Annotated in this window: 14 protein-coding genes; 9 read left to right on the top strand and 5 right to left on the bottom strand. The window is 68.4% G+C overall.

Annotation, left to right across the window (positions count from 1 at the left end; all coding sequences use genetic code 11):
- The first annotated feature begins 38 nt into the window (after positions 1 to 38).
- Positions 39 to 662 carry a TetR/AcrR family transcriptional regulator gene (locus NFL01S_RS01680; protein ID WP_062971283.1) on the top strand — a complete coding sequence of 208 codons (624 nt, stop codon included), beginning with the start codon at positions 39 to 41 and terminating at the stop codon, positions 660 to 662.
- 115 nt (positions 663 to 777) lie between these two features.
- Here NFL01S_RS01680 and NFL01S_RS01675 read toward each other — a convergent pair whose 3' ends face one another.
- Complete coding sequence (locus NFL01S_RS01675) at positions 778 to 1,404, bottom strand: hypothetical protein (protein WP_062970717.1); 627 nt, start codon at positions 1,402 to 1,404, stop codon at positions 778 to 780.
- A gap of 457 nt (positions 1,405 to 1,861) precedes the next feature.
- Here NFL01S_RS01675 and NFL01S_RS01670 point away from each other — a divergent pair, with 457 nt between their 5' ends.
- Both NFL01S_RS01670 and NFL01S_RS01665 read left to right on the top strand, forming a co-directional pair.
- Positions 1,862 to 3,256 (top strand): glucose-6-phosphate dehydrogenase, encoded by a 1,395-nt coding sequence (locus NFL01S_RS01670; RefSeq protein ID WP_210744337.1) that lies wholly within the window; start codon positions 1,862 to 1,864, stop codon positions 3,254 to 3,256.
- 56 nt (positions 3,257 to 3,312) lie between these two features.
- Positions 3,313 to 3,813 (top strand): gluconokinase, encoded by a 501-nt coding sequence (locus NFL01S_RS01665; RefSeq protein WP_062971281.1) that lies wholly within the window; start codon positions 3,313 to 3,315, stop codon positions 3,811 to 3,813.
- Between the two features lie 19 nt (positions 3,814 to 3,832).
- Here NFL01S_RS01665 and NFL01S_RS01660 read toward each other — a convergent pair whose 3' ends face one another.
- Both NFL01S_RS01660 and NFL01S_RS01655 read right to left on the bottom strand, forming a co-directional pair.
- On the bottom strand, positions 3,833 to 5,020 hold the full coding sequence (locus tag NFL01S_RS01660) for a lipase family protein (RefSeq protein WP_084492316.1): 1,188 nt from the start codon (positions 5,018 to 5,020) through the stop codon (positions 3,833 to 3,835).
- 462 nt (positions 5,021 to 5,482) lie between these two features.
- Positions 5,483 to 6,973, bottom strand: a complete 1,491-nt coding sequence (locus NFL01S_RS01655; RefSeq protein ID WP_062970715.1) for a flavin-containing monooxygenase — start codon at positions 6,971 to 6,973, stop codon at positions 5,483 to 5,485.
- A 37-nt stretch (positions 6,974 to 7,010) separates the two neighbouring features.
- Here NFL01S_RS01655 and NFL01S_RS01650 point away from each other — a divergent pair, with 37 nt between their 5' ends.
- The gene (locus tag NFL01S_RS01650; RefSeq protein ID WP_062970714.1) at positions 7,011 to 7,676 is read left to right on the top strand and encodes a TetR/AcrR family transcriptional regulator; all 666 of its coding nucleotides are present in this window, start codon (positions 7,011 to 7,013) and stop codon (positions 7,674 to 7,676) included.
- A gap of 64 nt (positions 7,677 to 7,740) precedes the next feature.
- Positions 7,741 to 8,901, top strand: a complete 1,161-nt coding sequence (locus tag NFL01S_RS01645) for an alpha/beta fold hydrolase (protein WP_062970712.1) — start codon at positions 7,741 to 7,743, stop codon at positions 8,899 to 8,901.
- Here the strand turns inward: NFL01S_RS01645 and NFL01S_RS01640 are convergent.
- The gene (locus NFL01S_RS01640) at positions 8,867 to 9,442 is read right to left on the bottom strand and encodes a TetR/AcrR family transcriptional regulator (RefSeq protein WP_062970710.1); all 576 of its coding nucleotides are present in this window, start codon (positions 9,440 to 9,442) and stop codon (positions 8,867 to 8,869) included. The genes NFL01S_RS01645 and NFL01S_RS01640 overlap by 35 nt on opposite strands.
- On the opposite strand from NFL01S_RS01640, the gene NFL01S_RS01635 reads away from it, so the two are divergent.
- The 3 genes from NFL01S_RS01635 (at position 9,435) to NFL01S_RS01625 (ending at position 12,198) form a co-directional block, all read left to right on the top strand.
- Positions 9,435 to 9,620, top strand: coding sequence for a hypothetical protein (locus tag NFL01S_RS01635; protein WP_245670470.1), 186 nt, complete (start codon positions 9,435 to 9,437; stop codon positions 9,618 to 9,620). The two genes, NFL01S_RS01640 and NFL01S_RS01635, sit on opposite strands and share 8 nt — an antisense overlap.
- Positions 9,621 to 10,296: 676 nt before the next feature.
- Positions 10,297 to 11,136, top strand: coding sequence for a DUF2382 domain-containing protein (locus tag NFL01S_RS01630; protein ID WP_062971278.1), 840 nt, complete (start codon positions 10,297 to 10,299; stop codon positions 11,134 to 11,136).
- Between the two features lie 198 nt (positions 11,137 to 11,334).
- On the top strand, positions 11,335 to 12,198 hold the full coding sequence (locus NFL01S_RS01625) for an alpha/beta fold hydrolase (RefSeq protein ID WP_062971276.1): 864 nt from the start codon (positions 11,335 to 11,337) through the stop codon (positions 12,196 to 12,198).
- Between the two features lie 245 nt (positions 12,199 to 12,443).
- Here the strand turns inward: NFL01S_RS01625 and NFL01S_RS01620 are convergent, their stop codons facing one another.
- Positions 12,444 to 17,129, bottom strand: a complete 4,686-nt coding sequence (locus NFL01S_RS01620; RefSeq protein WP_157116149.1) for a cation-translocating P-type ATPase — start codon at positions 17,127 to 17,129, stop codon at positions 12,444 to 12,446.
- 84 nt (positions 17,130 to 17,213) lie between these two features.
- Between NFL01S_RS01620 and NFL01S_RS01615 the strand changes: the two genes are divergently transcribed.
- Entirely contained in the window at positions 17,214 to 18,314 is a 1,101-nt protein-coding gene (locus NFL01S_RS01615) for a DNA glycosylase AlkZ-like family protein (protein WP_062970703.1), read from the top strand.
- Positions 18,315 to 18,374 lie beyond the last annotated feature (60 nt).

The raw sequence follows: 18,374 nt of genomic DNA, 5'->3' as shown, positions 1-18,374 counted from the left end.
TTGTTGTCGACCGGGTGCGCGCTGCTAGCGTGTCCCGCGTGCCCGCTACCGCCCCCACCTCGAAAGACCCCGTTCCGGACGATCTCGAAGAACGTATCCTCGATGCGGCGCGACGGCAGTTCGAACGACTCGGCGTGAAGAAGACGACGATCGGAGATATCGCTCGGGAGGCCGCAGTCGACCGCGGGACGGTCTATCGGCGCATCGGTTCACGCGACGAACTGGTGCGTGCGGTCACCGCGCGCGAGGTCCGCATTCTGCTCGACGAGCTCCACGGGATTGCCGCGCGGCACGCGACGGTCGACGCCGTCGTCGCCGACCTCTTCGTCACCGTGATCAACCGGTGGCGCGGCCACCCTATGGTCAACCGGGTGCTCGCGGTGGAACCCGGACGACTGCTGCCGCAACTCACCATCGAGGGTGGGGCGTTCTTCACGATGGCGATCACCACGGCCACCACCGTGGTGGGTGATGCGCTGCGCCGGCTGCGGCTACCCGAGATCCCCGATCTCGCGACCCGTATCGAGATCGCCGCCCGGATCGTGCACTCGCTCATCCTGCAGCCGGTCGGTGCGGTCGACCTCGAATCCCGGGACCGGCTCACGGAATTCGCCCACCGGCATATCGTGCCGGTGATCACCGGCGGGCATGCCGCCCACTGAGGGTTGCGGGCAGTGCCGCGCACAGCACCATGACAAAGAGTGTGCGCCGGCCGAATCCGGCCGGCGCACACTCCGATGTTGCGCCACCGGCCGCATATGGCGCGGCCGGTGTGGTTCAGCGACTTGCGTAGACGACGAGAAGATCGCGCATAGCGCGGATTTCGCGATTCGCCTCGTTCAATGCGGTACGCAAACGGAGATTCTCGTCGAGAAGGTCGTCGAGATCACCCGTGGTCTCCGCGGTCCGGTCGGCGGTGCGGATATGCACGAGTTCGGCAACGGACGCCGCCGGGGATTCCGTCAGCGACTCGGCCGGGGCGTCGGCTTCGCCGATGGTCTCGGCGGCCGGAACCGCGGCGCTTTCGGTCACCGGGATCTCGGACTCTTCGACGGGTGTCTCGATCTCCGTATTCTGTTCGGATTCCGCAGCTTTCGGCTCGGATTCCGGCGCCGTAGTCGCGGCGGCCGGGGCCTGTTTCCGGGTCGCGGTCCGGCGGCGGCGTTTCTTCGGTGCAGCCGGTGTGGCCTCCTCCGCAGCCGGTGCGGCCTCCTCCTGGGCCGGCTCGGCCTCGGGAAGCCCTGCGGCCTTGAGCCAATTCGCGAGCGTGTTCGCCGCGGGCTGGCCACCTTCCCGTTCGGAAACCGAAGTGCACGCGGCGTTGACCGTTTTGCCTTGGGCGATAAGTTTTTTCACCCGATTGACGAGTTTGGTCTGTTCCCTTTTCGAGTAGCGCACTGCCATCCTCTACCTCCTGCACTCCGAGCGCTTGCTGCGAGAATTGAACCATTGTGCAGTCGTTCTCGTCCGGGCGGGGGCAATAGATTTTCCCAGGAGAGTGTGCTGCCATTCGGCCGGCATGCACCGAAGACCATTTCCGGCAATGATTTACCGCGGCAATCGGCCACGGCCGCCGCACCGGCGGATTGGGCGGAAGCGAGTGAATTCACGGTGGGTTCGTGAGGAAACTGTGCGCCCGGCGCATACCCGGCCGGGTATGCGCCGGGCGCACGCCGGTGTTCGCGGCGTCGAGATTCCGTACGCCGACGTGCCCGATTCCGCGGTCCCGGCGGCAATCGGGATCCGTGCGTTCCACGTCTCGGCTTGGCAACAGACATGCACCGCATCGGGCCCCGGCTGTTAGTTTGGGGCTGCTTTCCGTCGATTTCCGGCACCACGAGTGTGCAGAGGAGGCAGGTGGATGCAGGGCCCGGAGCGCACGATGATCACCAGGCTGGTGGTGTTCGGGGGAACGGGTGATCTCGCCGGGCGCTATCTTCTGCCCGGGCTGGCCGCGCTGCGCGCCGCCGGCTACGTGGACGACGATTTCGAGCTGGTCTGTGTAGACCTGAAGGAATGGGACGATTCGCGTTTCGAGGCCTGGGCGCTGGACCAGCTCGATCGGCATGCGGCCGGGATACCGGTCGAGGCGCGGCGGGCACTCGTGGCCACCGCAGCATATCGGCGTTCCGATATCGGCGATGCCGTCGAGGTGGCCGCACTGGTCGCCGGCGAGGGACCCGTCGCGGTGTATCTCGCGCTGGCCCCGAACCTGTTCCCGGTGGCGATCCGGACCCTGCACGCGGCGAAGATGCCGGCCGGGAGCCGGATCGTGCTGGAGAAACCGTTCGGCGAGGACCTCGCCACGGCGCAGAATCTGAACTGCCTGCTCGCGGATCTGGTACCCGAACAGGCGGTGTTCCGGGTGGACCATTTTCTGGCGATGACCACGGTGCAGAATCTGCTCGGCAGCCGGTTGGCGAATCGGGTGCTCGAATCGATCTGGAACAGCGCGCATATCGCCAGAATCGAGATCGTCTGGGACGAGACCCTCACCCTCGAGGACCGGGCCGGTTATTACGATCGGGTCGGGGCGCTCAAGGATATGGTGCAGAACCATCTACTGCAGTTGATGTGCCTGGTGGCGATGGAACCACCCATCTCGCTGTCCGAGCGTGACCTGCGCGACCGCAAGGTGGATGTGCTGCGTACGGTGCGGCCACTGTCGGAAGCCGATATACCGTACCGGACCCGCCGCGGTCGCTACCGCGCAGGCGCAATCGGCACCCGGGAAGTCCCGTCCTATGTGGACGAGCAGGGTGTGGATCCCCAACGGGGTATGGAGACCTTCGCCGAAATCGAACTGAGCCTGGAAAATTGGCGTTGGTCGGGAACCACCTTCGTCCTCCGCAGTGGTAAGGCGTTGGCCGAAGAGCGCAAGGAAGTCGCGGTCCACTTCCGGCCGGTGCCCTCGATGCCGTTCGGCCGCGACGGCGCCACCCGGCCGAATATCCTGCGATTCGGGCTCGACCCGGAATGCCTGACACTGGCCCTGACTGCCGCCGGTACCAGCGCGGACACCCTGGAGCCGTTGACCATGACGGCGCAGATCGCGCCGCCGGAGCTGCCCGCCTACGGGACTCTGCTGCTGAACGTTCTGGCCGGCGATCCCGCCTTGTCGATCCGGGCCGACGAGGCAGAGGAGGCGTGGCGGGTGGTGGCCCCGGTGCTCGCGGGCTGGGCGCGCGATCTCGCGCCACTGGAAGAGTATGCGGCGGGCTCCCGCGGCCCCGGAGATATCGACCGGGGTGGATGAAGCGGGTGGACGTTGTGGGGGCTACACCGCGTTCGTCGCTGCCGTGTGTCGTCGTGATGGGCGTTTCGGGAAGCGGGAAGAGCTCGACGGCCCGGTTACTGGCCCTGCGTCTCGGTGTTCCGTTCGCCGACGCCGACGATATGCATCCGCGGGCCAATATCGTCAAGATGCGGTCGGGCCGCCCGCTGGACGACACCGACCGGGAGCCGTGGCTGGCGGAGGTCGGTCACTGGTTGCGTGATCGGGCGGCGGACGGAACCGGGGGAGTGGTCGCCTGCTCGGCGCTGAAACGTCGTTACCGTGACAGCCTGCGGGCTGCCGCGCCCCGAATATACTTCCTGCTCCTGACCGCGGACCGTGACGAACTGCTGGCGCGGACAGCGCAGCGAGGCGAGCATTTCATGCCCGCCTCGCTGCTCGATTCCCAGCTCGCCGCATTGGAACTACTGGAACCGGACGAGCCCGGTACGGTTCTGCACGGCACCCACGGCCCCGGCCAGGCCGCCGATCTGGCGATCTCGAGCCTCGATGAGGTCATCGCCGGTGAGCAGGACTGACCGCGCCCGGTCGGCGCGATCAGCAGCCCATGGGAACATCCTCACCACGGAACCGTGCCTCCACGAAACTCCAGGCATCGGCGAATCCCGCGACAGCTGCCGTCATATGCTCGGCGATATCGTAGGTGGTCAGTTTCACCGGGGCCCCCGCCTTGCAGGCGCGGTCGGCATATTCGGCCACCCCGTCGTACGGCGTCAGTGTGTCGAAACGGCCGTGCCACAGGTAGGTGGGCATCGCCGGTACACCGTCGAAATAGCGCAGGCTGTTCTCGTGCAGCACCTCCCGCGCCTCGGGACTGTCCATCAGGCTCTTCGACGCCGCCATCTGCTCCGCGCTGCGGAACGCGCCGTGGAACAGCAGGAACCGGCGGCAGGCGTCGTGGGTGAACTCGCGGAACCACAGACCGTTCTCGTTGAGCTGATCCGATACCGGCAGCCGGTGCGGGTATTCGCGTTCCAACCCCATGGCCGCGGCGAAAGCAAGCCCGAATCCGGGATGCGGGGCGAACCCGAGCCCCAGCGCCATCTGTTCCAGATCGGCCGGGATTCCGCCCGCCACGGCGGCGTCGATTTTCAGCTCCGGGGCATAGGTCGGTTGCAGGGCCGCGGCCCAGCCGGTGGCGAGCCCGCCGCCGGAATAACCCGCGATGGCAACCGGGGCATCAGCCAGGCCGAGTTCGGCGACCTGCTGGACGGCGCGGATACTGTCCAGGGTGATCATGCCGCTGAGCCGGCCCGCGGCATAGGCGACGGTGGGCCCGAGGTAGTCGGGTACGGAGATGGCCCAGCCCCGGCCGATCGGGAGCATCGCCCCGACCGCGTCCTGGAGTTCGCCGTTGAACAGCGACCGTGACGGATTACAGCGGGTGCCGAGCGAATTGATCAGCGCCTGATAGGACACCAGCGGCGGGTTGTCGACGCCGACCGGCATGAGCACGGTGGTGACACCCAGGATGGGCTGGTTACGGGAATTGGTGGACCGGAAGGCGATCTGATGGCCCTCGGTACCCAGGTAGAGCCCGGTATCGATGGTCCGGGTCCGGACCACGTCACCGGGCTGGAGGTCGGCCAGGTTGGCGGGTTCGGCGTAGAAAGGGTCCGGATCGGGCTGGGGATACAGCGGTTCGGCTTTCGCCTCGACGCCGAACAGCCCCACCGAGACGAGGGTCAACAGCAGGATCAGGATTCGGGTGGAAACTCTGAACACGATCTTCTTTCGGACAGCAGGAAACGACCCGGTCCCGGACCCGGCACTCGTGGTGCCGTTCGTCCCGTTACCAGGGGGTGGGCGAGGTATGCGGGCGACTACCGCCGCCGCGGCGGCCCGGAGGCAGCGAGCGCGGTGATCGCTCGAACGAACTGTCTCCGTTGGCTTGTGGCCGTGGCCCCAGTTCCGCACGTGGCGGCTTACTTTACGACGCGCACCGATCGTAGCGGTCGGCTCGGCCCGCGTATACGCCTGTTTCTGCGTGAGGTCACAAGGAACCGGGCGGCTCTTCTCCATCGGTCCCAAGAATCAGTGCCGACCCGTGCCCTGCGATGGGTGCCGGTCAGCGGGCACGGCGCCGGTGAGTTGCCGACGAGACCGCCGGTGTGGTCCCGGCCGTGCTTCTCTGCGTCCGGCCTGTAGGCCCGCCGTATGCCCGGTGGCGCAGCCCTGTGCGGGTGATCAGGCGGTAGCGCCGTAGGCGTAGTCGTCCAGTGGGAACCGCACTGCCTCACGGTGGGCGTTGACGGTACTGGTCGGGCGCAGGAGTGCGGCTTCGCCGTGCTGATTGAAGTAGTAGCTGCGAGCGGTGGCGCAATCGCCGCCGTAGAACACCGAGGAATCGAGTTTGCCGGTCACCCGTTCCAGAAATTCGGTGTTGGCGCGTTCGGTGACCTCGAAGGTCGTTTCGCCGCGGCGCCGCAACTCACCGAAGAGCCGGCCCATATGCTTCATCTGCGCTTCGATGGTCGTGAAATACGACAGCCCGCTGTAGGAGTACGGGCTGTTCAGGCTCAGGAAGTTCGGGAATTTCGGCACCGTGATGCCCTCGTAGGCCTGGAAACGGTTTTCGCGCCAGAATTGTCCGAGGTCCACCCCGTCGCGGCCGATGATCTCGAACGCCGGGAAGTTGGCGTCCCACAGGTTGAACCCGGTGGCCAGGATCAAGGTATCGATCGTGGTCCGGCGGCCGCCGGCGGTAACGATACCGTCGGCCTCGACCCGTTCGATCGAGTTCGTTTCCAAGTGGACGTGGGGCTTGTTGAACGTGGCGAAATAGTGGTTGGAGAACGTCGGCCGTTTACACCCGAAATCGTAGTGTGGTGTCAGTTGCTCACGCAGCCGTTCGTCGGGGACCTGGGCGCGTAGATGTGCCTTGGCCAGTAGCGCGGCGGCCTTGTTCAGCGGCCGGGCCTGTTTGTAGTGCAGGACGCCGACCACCATCAAGGCCTCCAGCATGGTCGTATTGACCATCCGGGCCGCCTTCTGTGTCGCGGGGATCCGGGCGAAGAGCCGCTGCACCGCGCCGGGGATCGCCGTATCGATCTTGGGCACCACCCAGATGGGGGTGCGCTGGAAAACGGTGAGTTCACGGGCACGGGCGGCGATCTCGGGCACCAATTGCACACTCGTGGCACCGGTGCCGATGATCGCGACCCGCCGATCGGTGAGATCGTAGGAATCGTCCCAGGCGGTGGTGTGGATGACCTTGCCGGCGAAGCTGTCGATACCAGGGAATGGCGGGGTGTAGGGCTGGGAGAGGAAACCGGTCGCGGTCAGCAGATAGCGGGCGGTGAGCGTTTCCCCACCGGCCACGGTGACCACCCAGTGCTGTTCTGCGGCGTCCCAGTGGGCGCGCTCGACTGTGGTACCGAAGCGCATCCGTTCCCGGAGCCGGTACTTGTCCGCGACATGGTCGGCGTATTTCTTCAGTTCGGCACCGGGGGCGAACAGTCGCGACCAGAACGGGTTCGGTTCGAAGGAGTAGGAGTAGGTCACCGAGGCGATATCGACGGCCAGGCCGGGATAGTGGTTGACGAACCAGGTTCCGCCCAGATCGGCTTCGCGTTCGAGTATCACGAAGTTGCCGAGACCGAGACGGTCGAGTTCGATACCCGCCCCCATCCCACCGAATCCCGCACCGATCACGACGGCGTCGTACCGAGGTGCCACGTCGAACCTCCCAGCGAACTGAACCACACGTCACGGAATGACACATCATTCCGTTTGTGATGACCGTATCATCAGGGACGTGACGAAGCCACAGACGCGGGCCGAACGCCGCAAGGCCGAACTCCGGCGCGACATCATCGATACCGCCTTCGTCTGCTTCGCGGAGAAGGGCTACCACGCCACCGGTATCGCCGATATCGCCGCCGACCTCGGTATCGGGCACGGCACCTTCTACCGGTATTTCAGCAACAAACGCGACATCATCGACCATGTGATCGACGATCTGGCCGCTCGTATCGTCGACGCGCTCGGCACCGACAATGCCCCGGAGGCGGCGAGCACGCTGGACGAATACCGGCAGCAACTCGAACGGATCGGTGACGCGCTCACCCGCATCCTGCTCGCCGATCGCCGGGTGGCGCAATTGCTGCTGTTCCACGCGCCGGGGATCGACGACGAGCTGACCCGGCGCCTGTACGGCCTGCTCGACACCGCCGACGCGCTCACTGCGGGCTACCTCGACCACGGGGTGGAGCTGGGCTATCTGCGTGCCGATCTGGACACCCGCAATACCGCCCGCGCGGTGACCGGCATGTTGCTGGCGGGGGTGGTCCACGGCCTGCGCGACCCGGACGAACAGGCCATCGCGGAGTTGAACGAGGCCATCCGCCGGCTGCTGATCGACGGGGTCGCCAAGGGGTGACCGGCGCCGGTACGGCCGATCGGCGCACCGTGCGGGGATCCGATGGACGCATACAGTGGAGTCCATGTCGCCGATGGACGAATGGCATCCGTCCACCGTCGCGGACTGGAGCGATGAACGCCGCCGGGCCCGGTTGCGCGAAACGCGCCCGAGTTACCGGTGGAGGGCATTGTCGCGCACCAGACAGGCGTTGCTTCGGGTTGCCGTACTACTGACGATCGCCCTGGTTGCCTTTGCGCAGTACTGGGAACACGATGTGGCTCCGGAACGGCAGCGCCTGGCCCGCACCGAACCGGCGCTGCTGCCGGTCGCCGGACCCGCCGACCCGGATCTGCGGGATACCGCGGTTATCGATTTCGTCGGGCTGGGCGGGCTCAACGCCAGCGATACCGCCGCTGCATTGCCCGCGCTGCGCGAGATGGGGTCGGTCTGGGCGATCCGCTACGACAACAACGGTATCGATACCGAGGTGATTGCCGAACTGGTCATTCGCGCCGCCGTCATGTCGGGGGTGCGCAATATCGTGCTCGCGGGGCACAGTATGGGCGGAGTGATCGCGCTGGAGGTCGCCCGGCATATCCACACCGGCAGCGACCGGCGGCTACTGGCGGTAATACTGGATTGCACACCCCTGGACCTCGATGCCGTGCGCCCCGAAAGCCGGGGCCTCGGTGAGGATATGGTCCGGTGGATGGGCTGGCTGCCCGGTGCCCGGGAGAGCCGCGGCCTGCGGATCGCCGTGGAAACCTACGCCCGGCGTGAACGGTTCATCGACTACTCGGGCGTCCCGGGAATCCGGCTCGACCAGCTGGGCGCGGCGGTCGAACAGGTGTTGCGGGACAAGATTTTCAACGCCGATGCCGCCAGCAACGGGCTCATCGAATCCCAGTTCCTGGCCATCGTCGCCGGCGGTGCGACCGACGACCTCCGGCAACTGTCCGGTGCGGCGCGCGGTAAACCACGCCCGGCGATCGTCTTCCTCCGGCCACACGACGCCACCCGTGACCGCGTGGTCGACGTCGCCTACACCCATCAAGTGCTGATCGACGAGGTCGGTGGTGTGGACGGCAATCTGCTGGTGGTGAAGCCGCGTGGCACCGGGCATGCCGATCCGCGGCAGCATCCGGCCGAATACAACAAGGTGATCGGCCGGCAGGTATTGCCCTTTGTCGAGCGGTACCGGGCGCAGATCACCGCCGCGAGCTGGGCCGCACCATCGTGGTGATCTCCGGCTCCGCCGTGCCGCTGAGGTAGCGCTGCACCGTCGGGCCGAGCCAGGCGATCACCTCGTCCCGGGGCATGGTGACCAGCGGCGGAAAGCACAGAACGAACCGGCACAGGGCCATGCCGAGGATCTGCGTGGCGGCGAGGCCGGCGCGGACCGGTGCCTGGTGAGGGGCGGTGCCCGCTGCCGCGATCACGGGGCCGAGCTGGTCGGCGAAGATCGCGCGCATCCGTTCGGCGACGGCCTCGTTGGTGACTCCCGCCCGCAGCAGGATGAGCAGGGCCTCATCGCGTTCCCAGCGTTCCAGAAAGTGTGCGACGAGTGCGGTACCCCTGTGCTCGTGCGGTACGGCCGACAGGTCCGGTAGCTCCAGATCGAATTCGACGGCCGCGGCGAAGAGTCGTTCCTTGTTGCCGAAGTAGCGCATGACCATGGCCGGATCGATCGAGGCGTCCGCGGCGATCGCACGGATGGTGGCACGTTCGTAGCCGTCGGCGGCGAAACGTTCACGCGCCGCCGCGAGGATCGTCTCTTTGCCCATGCGCCCGCTACCGGGTGAGCCCGCCGGCTACACCCTGATCAACCACGCATCCTGGCCGGCACTGCGCACCTTTCTGCCCGGGCTGCTGCTGCGGCCGACATTCCGTTCGTTCGTCCTCGCGAACTTCTCCGCGAACGGGATCGCCGCCCAGCCGATCATCTACCGGCGACTGTCCTGAACCTCCACGCCGCGGATACCGGTATCCGGAAATCCGCGAGCAGTACCGCCGCCGGCGTGCGTGCCCGGCACCTTTCCTATCGGCGCAGCGCGTGCGCCCGACGCAGTGCGCAGACGACGCTCGCCGGTGCTGCGCCGGCGTCCGGTCCGCGTCGTCGGCACGCACTCGGACGCCGGTTCGGAACGGGCGTTCCACGAGGGGCACGGTGGTGGCAATCTGAATTGCCGGTAGGTCGCCGGGGCTTTCCGGAAGATGCCGATCTCACGGTGCCACTGTCGTCGCGGAGGCTCGGGAGCATCGGCAGTATTTCGCCGGCGCCGGATGACAGAGCGGTGACCTGCATCGGACCTCCGCTACCGATTCCGTATAACCCTGCCTGCTACGGCCGGGACCCGGAAAATTTTTCGGTCGCCCTGTTTGCCTCGGAATGTCCCGGGTAGTTGCCAGGATGTAGCCGTTCGGCACTCCGCACTGAGTGCCCGGCGGTTACCCGGAAAGAGCCGATGCCGCGCCCGATGCGGAACCGAACACCGGGAGCGGCGAGCACGCCGAATCGCGGCAGCGACCGGCACCCGGGCCGGGGACAGCCACCCCCGAAGCGCCCGGATCCGGGAACGGTCCGCGTGACGCGACTCGGTTCGCCGATCACGTATCGGACGAGAAGCTAGGAGGAGCCATGGCTCAACAGGTGGAAGAACTGATCGGAGACGCCGTCTACGACCTGGACGGCGACAAGATCGGCAAGGTCAAGCGGGTCTACGTCGACAATTCTTCCGGCGCCCCGACCTGGGCGTCGGTGAGCACCGGACTTTTCAGCGACGATTCACTGGTACCGCTGGCCGGAGCGCAACTGCGGCAGGACACCAGCGAGCTGCAGGTCCGGGTGCACAAGGAAGCGGTGAAATCCGCGCCGCATCTGGAACACGACGGTCTGATCAGCCGCGAATCCGAGGACGAACTGTTCGTCCACTACGGAATCGACCCCGGTCATGCCGGTTGGGAAGATTACGGGCGGCACGCCGAGCGTCCCGGTGGTGAGACGACCGGTACCGGTACGGCGGCCGGTATGGGCAGCGCTGCCGGTATGGGCACCGCCGCGGGTATGGGCACCGCCGCGGGGATGGGTGGGACCACCGCATCGCCCGAGGACCGGGAATCCATGGTGCGCTCGGAGGAACGGCTCGACGTCGGCACCGAACAGCAGGAGTCCGGCCGGGCGCGGATGCGTAAATACGTGGTCACCGAGCAACAGTCGGTCACCGTGCCCACCAGCCATGAGGAGGTGCACGTCGAACGGGAACCGATCACCGACCCCAGCGCGGTGAACGCGGACCTGGGTGACGAAGAACGCGAGGTCACACTGCACGAAGAGCGAGTGACCGTGAACAAGGAATCCGTCCCGGTGGAACGGGTTCGTCTCGCGGTCGACGAGGTCGAGGACGAACAGACGGTCTCCGATACCGTCCGCAAGGAACGGATCGAGACCGAAGGGACCGACCGCGACAACCGTCGCTAGCCACACACACCGCGGGATCCCGGGTGACGAACCCGGGATCCCTTTTCGGTCGGGAACCCGCCCTGCCCTGCATTCGCCGACCGTCGTTGCGGAGGAGCGGATGCCTTCTCGTGCGAAAGCACACTCGGAAGCACCGATGACTTTTCGGCGGATCTGTCGTCCCTACGTAGGGACGAACCGGCAGACAGGAGTGTGGGCGTGGCAGGACAGTTTCTATCGGCACAGACCTCGGTGCGGGCAAACGGCGTCGATTTGGGCGTCGAGTGCTTCGGCCGCGAGGACGATCCGCTGATCCTTCTGGCCGGTGGTACAACAATGTTGTCCTGGCCCGGCGTGCTGTGCGAGCGGCTCGCCTCGGCCGGGAGGCGCGTGGTCCGCTACGACCTGCGAGACTCCGGTGCCTCGACGACCCTGAACCCGGAAAGCCCGGCATACAACCTGCGGGATCTCGCTGCCGACGCGGTCGCGCTGGTCGAGGTGCTCGGTGCCGGCACCGCCCATCTCGGTGGGGTCGGCGTCGGCGGGATGGTCGCCCAGGTTGCCGCGCTGGATCACCCCGACGTGTTCTGCGCACTGACCCTCGTCGGCACCCGGCCGGTGGCACCGGGTCCGGTCGACGAGGACCTGCCCGATCACGACCCTGCTGTCATGGAGGCGATGTTCGCCCGCCCACAGCCGGACTGGACCGACCGGGACGCCGTCGCGGCGTTCGCCGCCGAGGGCGCGGAACCGATGGGCAACGATCCGCAGCAGGCGCGGGCGACGGCGGCCTGGATCTGGGACCGGACACCGTCGAACGATCCCGCGGTGCACCAGGCGAACCAGCTCGGGATGGTGTTCTCCCGGATCGACTGCACCCCGCGCTGGCGGGAGCGGCTCGGCGAACTCGGGATGCCTGCGCTCGTCGTGCACGGCCGCGCCGATCCGTTCTTCCCGGTCGGGAATGCCGAGGTCCTCGCCGCCGAAATCCCCGGGGCGCGGCTGCTCGTCCTCGACGATATGGGGACCGCGCTGCGTCACACGTCAGCTGAGCGGGTTGCCGCCGCCATGCTCGCCCGGTAACCACGCGAGGCATCTCGGGGCGGCGGACCGCACGGTATACCGCGCAGCGCGACGCCACATCGCTCGGTGTATGTCGCCGCCGATCTCTCGCAACGGCCGGCGGCTCCGCAGGCAGGCGGCCGTCGATGGGAATCCGGCTGCGGTGCCGGCCCCGGCCGCCGAAGGTGCGCTGATGCGCCGTCTACTGCGCATCGACCGGGATTCGGCGCGCAGGATGTCAGCACAGCGCAGGAGCCGTTCCCGTTTCACGACCCTCCGGTGGGCGGCGATACCGGTGACGCGTCCTGCTCGACCTCGTCCGGTTCGGCGCTTTTCGCCTGGGTGAGCGATTCCTGTTCGCCGCCGGGCAAGGCCGGGTTCTCGGCGCGACCCGCTTCCACGCTCGGAAGCAGTCGGGGGAGCAGGGCGGAACCCGCGGTGGCACCTGCCGCGGCTGTGGTCGCGACGGACCAGCCGATCGGGCCGAGCGGGGTACAGCCGAAGTAGGCCCCCAGCCCGGGTGTCATGACGACGACCCCCAGCACCGCACCGCTGGCGGCGGTGGTGAGCCAGACCAAGGGGCTGCGGTACCCGGCGACCAGGGTCTGGCCCAGCTGGGTGCCGATCAGCGCTACCAGCCCGATGGTGTCGGCGCGCCGCTGGGTGCCGGTGTAGCGGCCGACCAGCCACGCGGTGGACGCACCGGTCGCGGTGGCGACACCGCGGACGGCGATCGTCCGGATCAGATCGGAGCCGAGGCTCGCCGGTGGGATGGCGGCGAGCTGACGTGCCCGCTGCTCCACCCAGTCCGGGTCGTCCTGTGTTTCGACTCCTTCCTGGCCACCCGCCAGGGCGAGCGCCAGGGCCGGGAACATATCGGTGAGCAGGTTGACCAGCAGGAACTGGCGGGTGCCCAGCGGTGCCCGGCCGCCGACCGCGGTCCCGAACAAGGTGAACGCGATCTCGCCGGCGTTGCCGCCGACCAGCACCGCGACCGAATCGGCGACCCGCTGCCACATACTGCGGCCCTCGACGAGGGCGTGCAGCAGGGCTCGCGGGTCGGGTTCGGTGAGTACCAGGTCGGCGGCATTGCGGGCGGCCGCCGAACCGTGCGCGGCGATACCGATCCCGATATCGGCGGTGCGGATGGCAGCCGCGTCGTTGCTGCCGTCACCGGTCATTCCCACGACATGACCGCTGCGGCGCAGCGCCGTGACGATCCCGACCTTCTGCTCCGGGTCGATACGGGCGAAAACGGTGCTGCGTTCGATCAGCTCCCGCCGCTCGGTGTCGTCGAGTTCGTCGAGGTCCGCGCCCGTGGTGACCGTACCCACGGTGATCCCGAGCTGCCGGGCGACCGCGGCTGCGGTGACCGGGTGGTCGCCGGTGATCATGCGGACCCCGACTCCGTTGTCCTGCAGCGCGCGGACGAGATACGGGGTCTGCGGACGCGGGGTATCGGCGATTCCCAGGAACCCGAGCAGGGTGAGTTCCTCGACGGCGTTCTCCATATCCCGCGGATGCTCCGGCAGATCGCGGCGGGCCACCACGAGGACCCGCAGCCCCTGTTCGGCGAGGTCGTGCACCGTGGCATCGGCGCGTTCACGCAGTGCCTCGGTCAGGGCCGGATCAGGTTTGGTGCCGGTGCGTACCCGCGTGCACCGCGGCAGGACTACCTCCGGTGCGCCCTTGACCATGAGCCGCAGTTTGTGCGCGGTCTGGCCGAACGCCGCGGCGTACCCGCGGTTGGATTCGAACGGGATCTCGTCGAGGGGATCCCAGCGGTGTGCGTCGGAGCCGAGCGTTTCGGCGGCAGCGTCGAGTACGGCACGATCGGTGGCATGCAGTACCGGCCCGTCGTCGGGTTCGGGGCAGGCCCGGGCGGCTGCCCGTAACAACCGCCGCGCCGTGGCGGAATCGCTGTCCGGCCGCCATTGCTCGTCGAGATCGGCGAGCGCGGTGAGCCGCAACCGGCCCTCGGTGAGGGTGCCGGTTTTGTCGAAACACAATTCGTCGACCCGGCCCAGTGCCTCCACCGCGCGGTTGGCGCGGACCAGCACCCCGTAGCGGGACAGCCGCCGCGCGGCCGCGAGCTGCGCCACTGTTGCCACCAGCGGCAACCCCTCGGGTACCGCGGCCACCGCCACCCCGACACCGTCGGAGATCGCCGCGCGCAGCGTGCGCCCGCGGAGGCCGCCGAGCGCGGTCACGATCGCGCCGCCGGTCAGTGTCAGCGGGAGTGCGCGATCGGTGAGCGAGCGCAACTGCGCCTGCACACCACCCTTGTCCGGTGGTACCGCACCGGCGGTCGCGCGGCCGGCCTGGGTATCGGTGCCGACCGCGACGACCACCGCCACCGCGGAACCGCTGACCACGGTGGTGCCTTCGAAGACGAGGCAGGCGCGATCGCCGACAGCGGCGCCCGGCGTGGCCTCGACGCCTTTGGGGACCGTCACCGATTCACCGGTCAGCCCGGATTCGTCCATCTCCAGGTCCTCGGTGCGCAGCAGCCGCGCGTCGGCGGGAACCACCTCGCCTGCACGGACGACGAAGACGTCGCCGATTTCCAGACAATCGGCGGGCACCTCGGTCCCCGCCGGTTCCGCGGCGCCGATTTCGGCCCGGTCGATCACCCGGCCGGTCAACCGCTCACCTTCGAGGAGTTCCTGCAATTCGTTCTCCGCGGCCTGCCGCTGACGGGCGGAGATCATCGCGTTCACGGTGAGCACCGAGGACAGCAGCACGGCATCGGACGGGGCGCCGAGGATCGCTGTCGCCACCGCACCCACGCCGAGCACCGGGGTGAGCGGGTCGGCCAGTTCCCGCCGCATATGGCCGAGATAGCCGGTGACCGGCGCCAGCGCGTTCGGTATCGCACCGCGGCCGGACGGCTCGCCGGTCTGCCGTTCCGCCGGTTTCCCGGGCTCCGGTAACCGGGACAGCACCTCGTCCGGTTCGAGCGCATGCCAGGGCAGCAGTGGCGCGGGCGCGCCGGTGACATCCGGCCGGGCGGCCCGCAGGCCGGTCACCGCGCCGTTGAACAGTCCCGCGAAGTTCGCCGCGATCATCGGTGCGGTCCGGGACCGGGCGGCCGGTGCGGCGGCCAGGATCAGCCCGGTGAGGCTGCAGGCCGACAGTGCCAGGGTGCGACCGCGTTCGCTGACCTGCCGCGCGGGTCCGATCGCCGCCAAGGTGCGCCGCACCTGCTCCAGGTTGCGGCACAGTAGGTCCGCCGACCACGGCACGTGGATACCGCCGCCTTCGCACCCGATGAGACCGATTGCGACATCGGCGTGGTCGAGTGCCTTGTGTGCCCGGGTACTCAGCACCGCCACCGCGTGACCGTCCTGCTGCAGGCGTTGCACATGTGCGCTGAGCGATCCACGCGCGGCGACGAATTCGTCCGCGAGCCCGCGCAATTCGGCGGCGTCACGATGACCGGCCAGCACGATGCGCAATCCGGCGCGGCGGGCGGCGTTGAGCACGCCGTGCGCGCGCGGATCCAGTTCGCGGCCGACCAGTACCCGTCCGACGGTCTTGTCGCCGTCGCGCAGTTCCCGTTCGACCGGGCGGCTGGTGGTGCCGCGGTCGCGTGTTCCGGACTGCGGGTGCACCAGCCGCAGTGGATGGCCGTCGGCGCCGGTGTCGGCCTCCGGTTCCCACAGCAACCGCTGTGCAGTACTCCAGACCCGCGCGTCCGGCCACTCCGGATCCGAACTCTCGGCTTCGAGCACCACCCGCCGGCTGGTGGCCAGGGATTCGGCGTCGACGACCACCGCCGTCAGCCTGTCGAAGCGACGCCACGCGGCCGGGTGCAGAGTCAGGACACCAGCGGCAGACAGGGTGGTGGATACGGTGGCCGAGTAGACCTCTCGTCCCGCGCGCGCCGCTTTCGGGGCGCCGAGGATGAGGGCGTCGGCGATATCGCCCGCCCGCCCGAGTCCGGCGAGAGTAGTGGCGCCGGCGAGAGCGGCGGCAGAGGTTTCGTCGGCAACCCGTTCCACCGGCCCGTGTGGCATATCGGCAGGCCGGGTGAAACGGGGTAGCGGTTTGTCGACCCGGAAATGCTCGGCGTCGACGATATCGGCCTCCCATTCGCGCCACTGCGCGTGCCGGGCCACGGCCTCGGTGAGGGCGAAACCACGCTGGACGGTATCGGCCACCAGATTGGTGACGCCGCCGGCCGCGCCCTCGCCGAGCGCCGAACCCGCGGCGTTGGCCACCGCCAGCAGCAGATCGGTGCGGGTACTGCCGAGTCGCTCCTCGAGGTGCCGGCGTAACCGGGGCTGGGCGTCGGTGAATGCCGCCACCGAGCGCACACCGCGCATGAACCCGCGCAGCGGCGGTACGGTGCCGGCGGCGGAGATCGCGATCGCGCAGATATCGCCGGCCACCTCGATCGCGGCAGCGATCACGGGCTCCCGATCGGCCGGGAACTCCACGGCGCGGCTCCAGCCCGCGTCGGCTACCTCGGATTCGCGTTCGACCTCCTCGATCTCCGCGAGCAGCCGGTCGAGGTCGGCGCCGCTGGACAGCGCCGTCACGATCCGCCCGGTAACCGCGTTGACCCGCCACCACTGCACCCCGCGCAACCGGCCCAGATGCTGTTCCAATGCCCCGGTGACCGCGGACCGGTGGCTGTCGTCCAAGCCCTGGACCTCGATGGTCGCCATATCGTCGGAGAACGCGACCCGGCGTTGCGCGCGCCGGTCCCGCGGGTCGAGCAGGGCGGTCAGATCGTCGCGTAGTCCGCTGTTCTGGCCGGGGAGCAGGGGCGCGATCCCGGAGGCCACCGTTGTAGCCATCTTTTCCGCGGTCCGCACCGGGGTTTCCACCACCTGCAGTCCGGTGTCGACTGCTCGCTGGGCACCCGAACGCATCGCCCCGGTCACCGTGGCGACAGGTGTGGTGATCAACCGGGGAGACAGGAGAGAGCGCACAGCGGGGGACATACCGGGGCGCTACCCCGCAGACGCCGCCGCAAACGCGCCGGACGGGCTCGCCGGGGTGTCGTAGGACCTCGATAGTCTCGCCGCATGTCTTCGGCATGGTTGCGCGCGAACGCGGTGTCCTGGTCCCTGCCCCGTACGCCCGGTACGCTCGCCGGCGCCCTTGCCGATATGGAGTTCGTCCAGGCCGACCCGATCCGGTCACCGGCGCGTGCCCAGGATCTGATCCTGCGCCAGCGTGTCCGCGGTTACCGGGCCGGGGATCTCGACCGCCGCTATCGCGAACTCGGCATCGACGAAGATTTCGTGTACGCCTACGGCTACACCGTGCCCTGGCTGCGTCCGCTCCTGCATCCCCGTCGTCACCCGCGCGCGGCGAACGGCGCCTACCCGCACGACCCCCATTCGGCCCAGGTCCTGGCATTCGTCCGGGACCGTGGAGTAGTACATCCGCGCGAACTACAAGAGTATTTCGGTCATCGCGGGGTGGTGAACGCCTGGGGCGGCACCTCCTCGGCGACCACCGTGATACTCGAAGATCTGCACCGCTACGGGTTCCTGCGAGTGGCCGACCGCGTTTCCGGTATCCGGCGCTACGAGGCGGCCCCGGCTGCCGTGGAACCGGTGTGGGAACCGGCTGCGCGGCGCCGGGCGCTGGCGTTGCGGATCGCCCGCACCCTCGCCCCGGCCGCGGAATCGACCCTCACCGCGACGGTCAACCGGGCGGTACGCCCGATCGGTGACGCCACCGGCTCGGCCACGGTCCGCGAACTTCTCGCCACCGGTGACCTCGACGCCCGCACCGTCGACGGTGTGCGCTACCTGTGGCCTGCCGATCTGGTTCCCACCGGCCGCCCGGCCCCGGCCCGGGTGCGTTTCCTGGCGCCGTTCGACCCACTGGTGTGGGACCGGAAACGGTTCGGCGCGATCTGGGGATGGGATTACCGGTTCGAGGCCTACACCCCCGTCGCGAAGCGGGTCCGCGGCTATTACGCGATGCCGATGCTGTGGCGCGACCGGGTGATCGGCTGGGCCACCTGCGCGGGCGCGGACAGCGAGGTCGACGTGGGTTTTGTGGATGGCGCCCCCGGGAGCAAGGCCTTCGCGACCGCGCTGGACGCGGAGATATCCCGGTTACGGGACTTCCTCGGCTCGGTGGACCGGAAAAAGGGCCGCGCCGCGTGCTGAGAGCTGCGCCGGATCCTCTCGATGCCGTTGCCGGCGCCCGCACGCCTCACTGCCGGCCGG

Source organism: Nocardia flavorosea NBRC 108225, from assembly GCF_001613385.1.
In the GTDB taxonomy this organism is placed as follows: Bacteria; Actinomycetota; Actinomycetes; order Mycobacteriales; family Mycobacteriaceae; genus Nocardia; species Nocardia flavorosea.
The sequence above is the reverse complement of the archived record's forward strand: the minus strand, read 5'-3'. Positions and strand labels throughout refer to the sequence as shown.

Coding starts and splice junctions, on each gene's coding strand:
- NFL01S_RS01620 (WP_157116149.1), bottom strand. CDS start 17,129: ATGTCCCCCGCTGTGCGCTCTCTCCTGTCTCCCCGGTTGATCACCACA.
- NFL01S_RS01675 (WP_062970717.1), bottom strand. CDS start 1,404: ATGGCAGTGCGCTACTCGAAAAGGGAACAGACCAAACTCGTCAATCGG.
- NFL01S_RS01615 (WP_062970703.1), top strand. CDS start 17,214: ATGTCTTCGGCATGGTTGCGCGCGAACGCGGTGTCCTGGTCCCTGCCC.
- NFL01S_RS01640 (WP_062970710.1), bottom strand. CDS start 9,442: ATGGGCAAAGAGACGATCCTCGCGGCGGCGCGTGAACGTTTCGCCGCC.
- NFL01S_RS01670 (WP_210744337.1), top strand. CDS start 1,862: ATGCAGGGCCCGGAGCGCACGATGATCACCAGGCTGGTGGTGTTCGGG.
- NFL01S_RS01665 (WP_062971281.1), top strand. CDS start 3,313: ATGGGCGTTTCGGGAAGCGGGAAGAGCTCGACGGCCCGGTTACTGGCC.
- NFL01S_RS01630 (WP_062971278.1), top strand. CDS start 10,297: ATGGCTCAACAGGTGGAAGAACTGATCGGAGACGCCGTCTACGACCTG.
- NFL01S_RS01650 (WP_062970714.1), top strand. CDS start 7,011: ATGACACATCATTCCGTTTGTGATGACCGTATCATCAGGGACGTGACG.
- NFL01S_RS01645 (WP_062970712.1), top strand. CDS start 7,741: ATGTCGCCGATGGACGAATGGCATCCGTCCACCGTCGCGGACTGGAGC.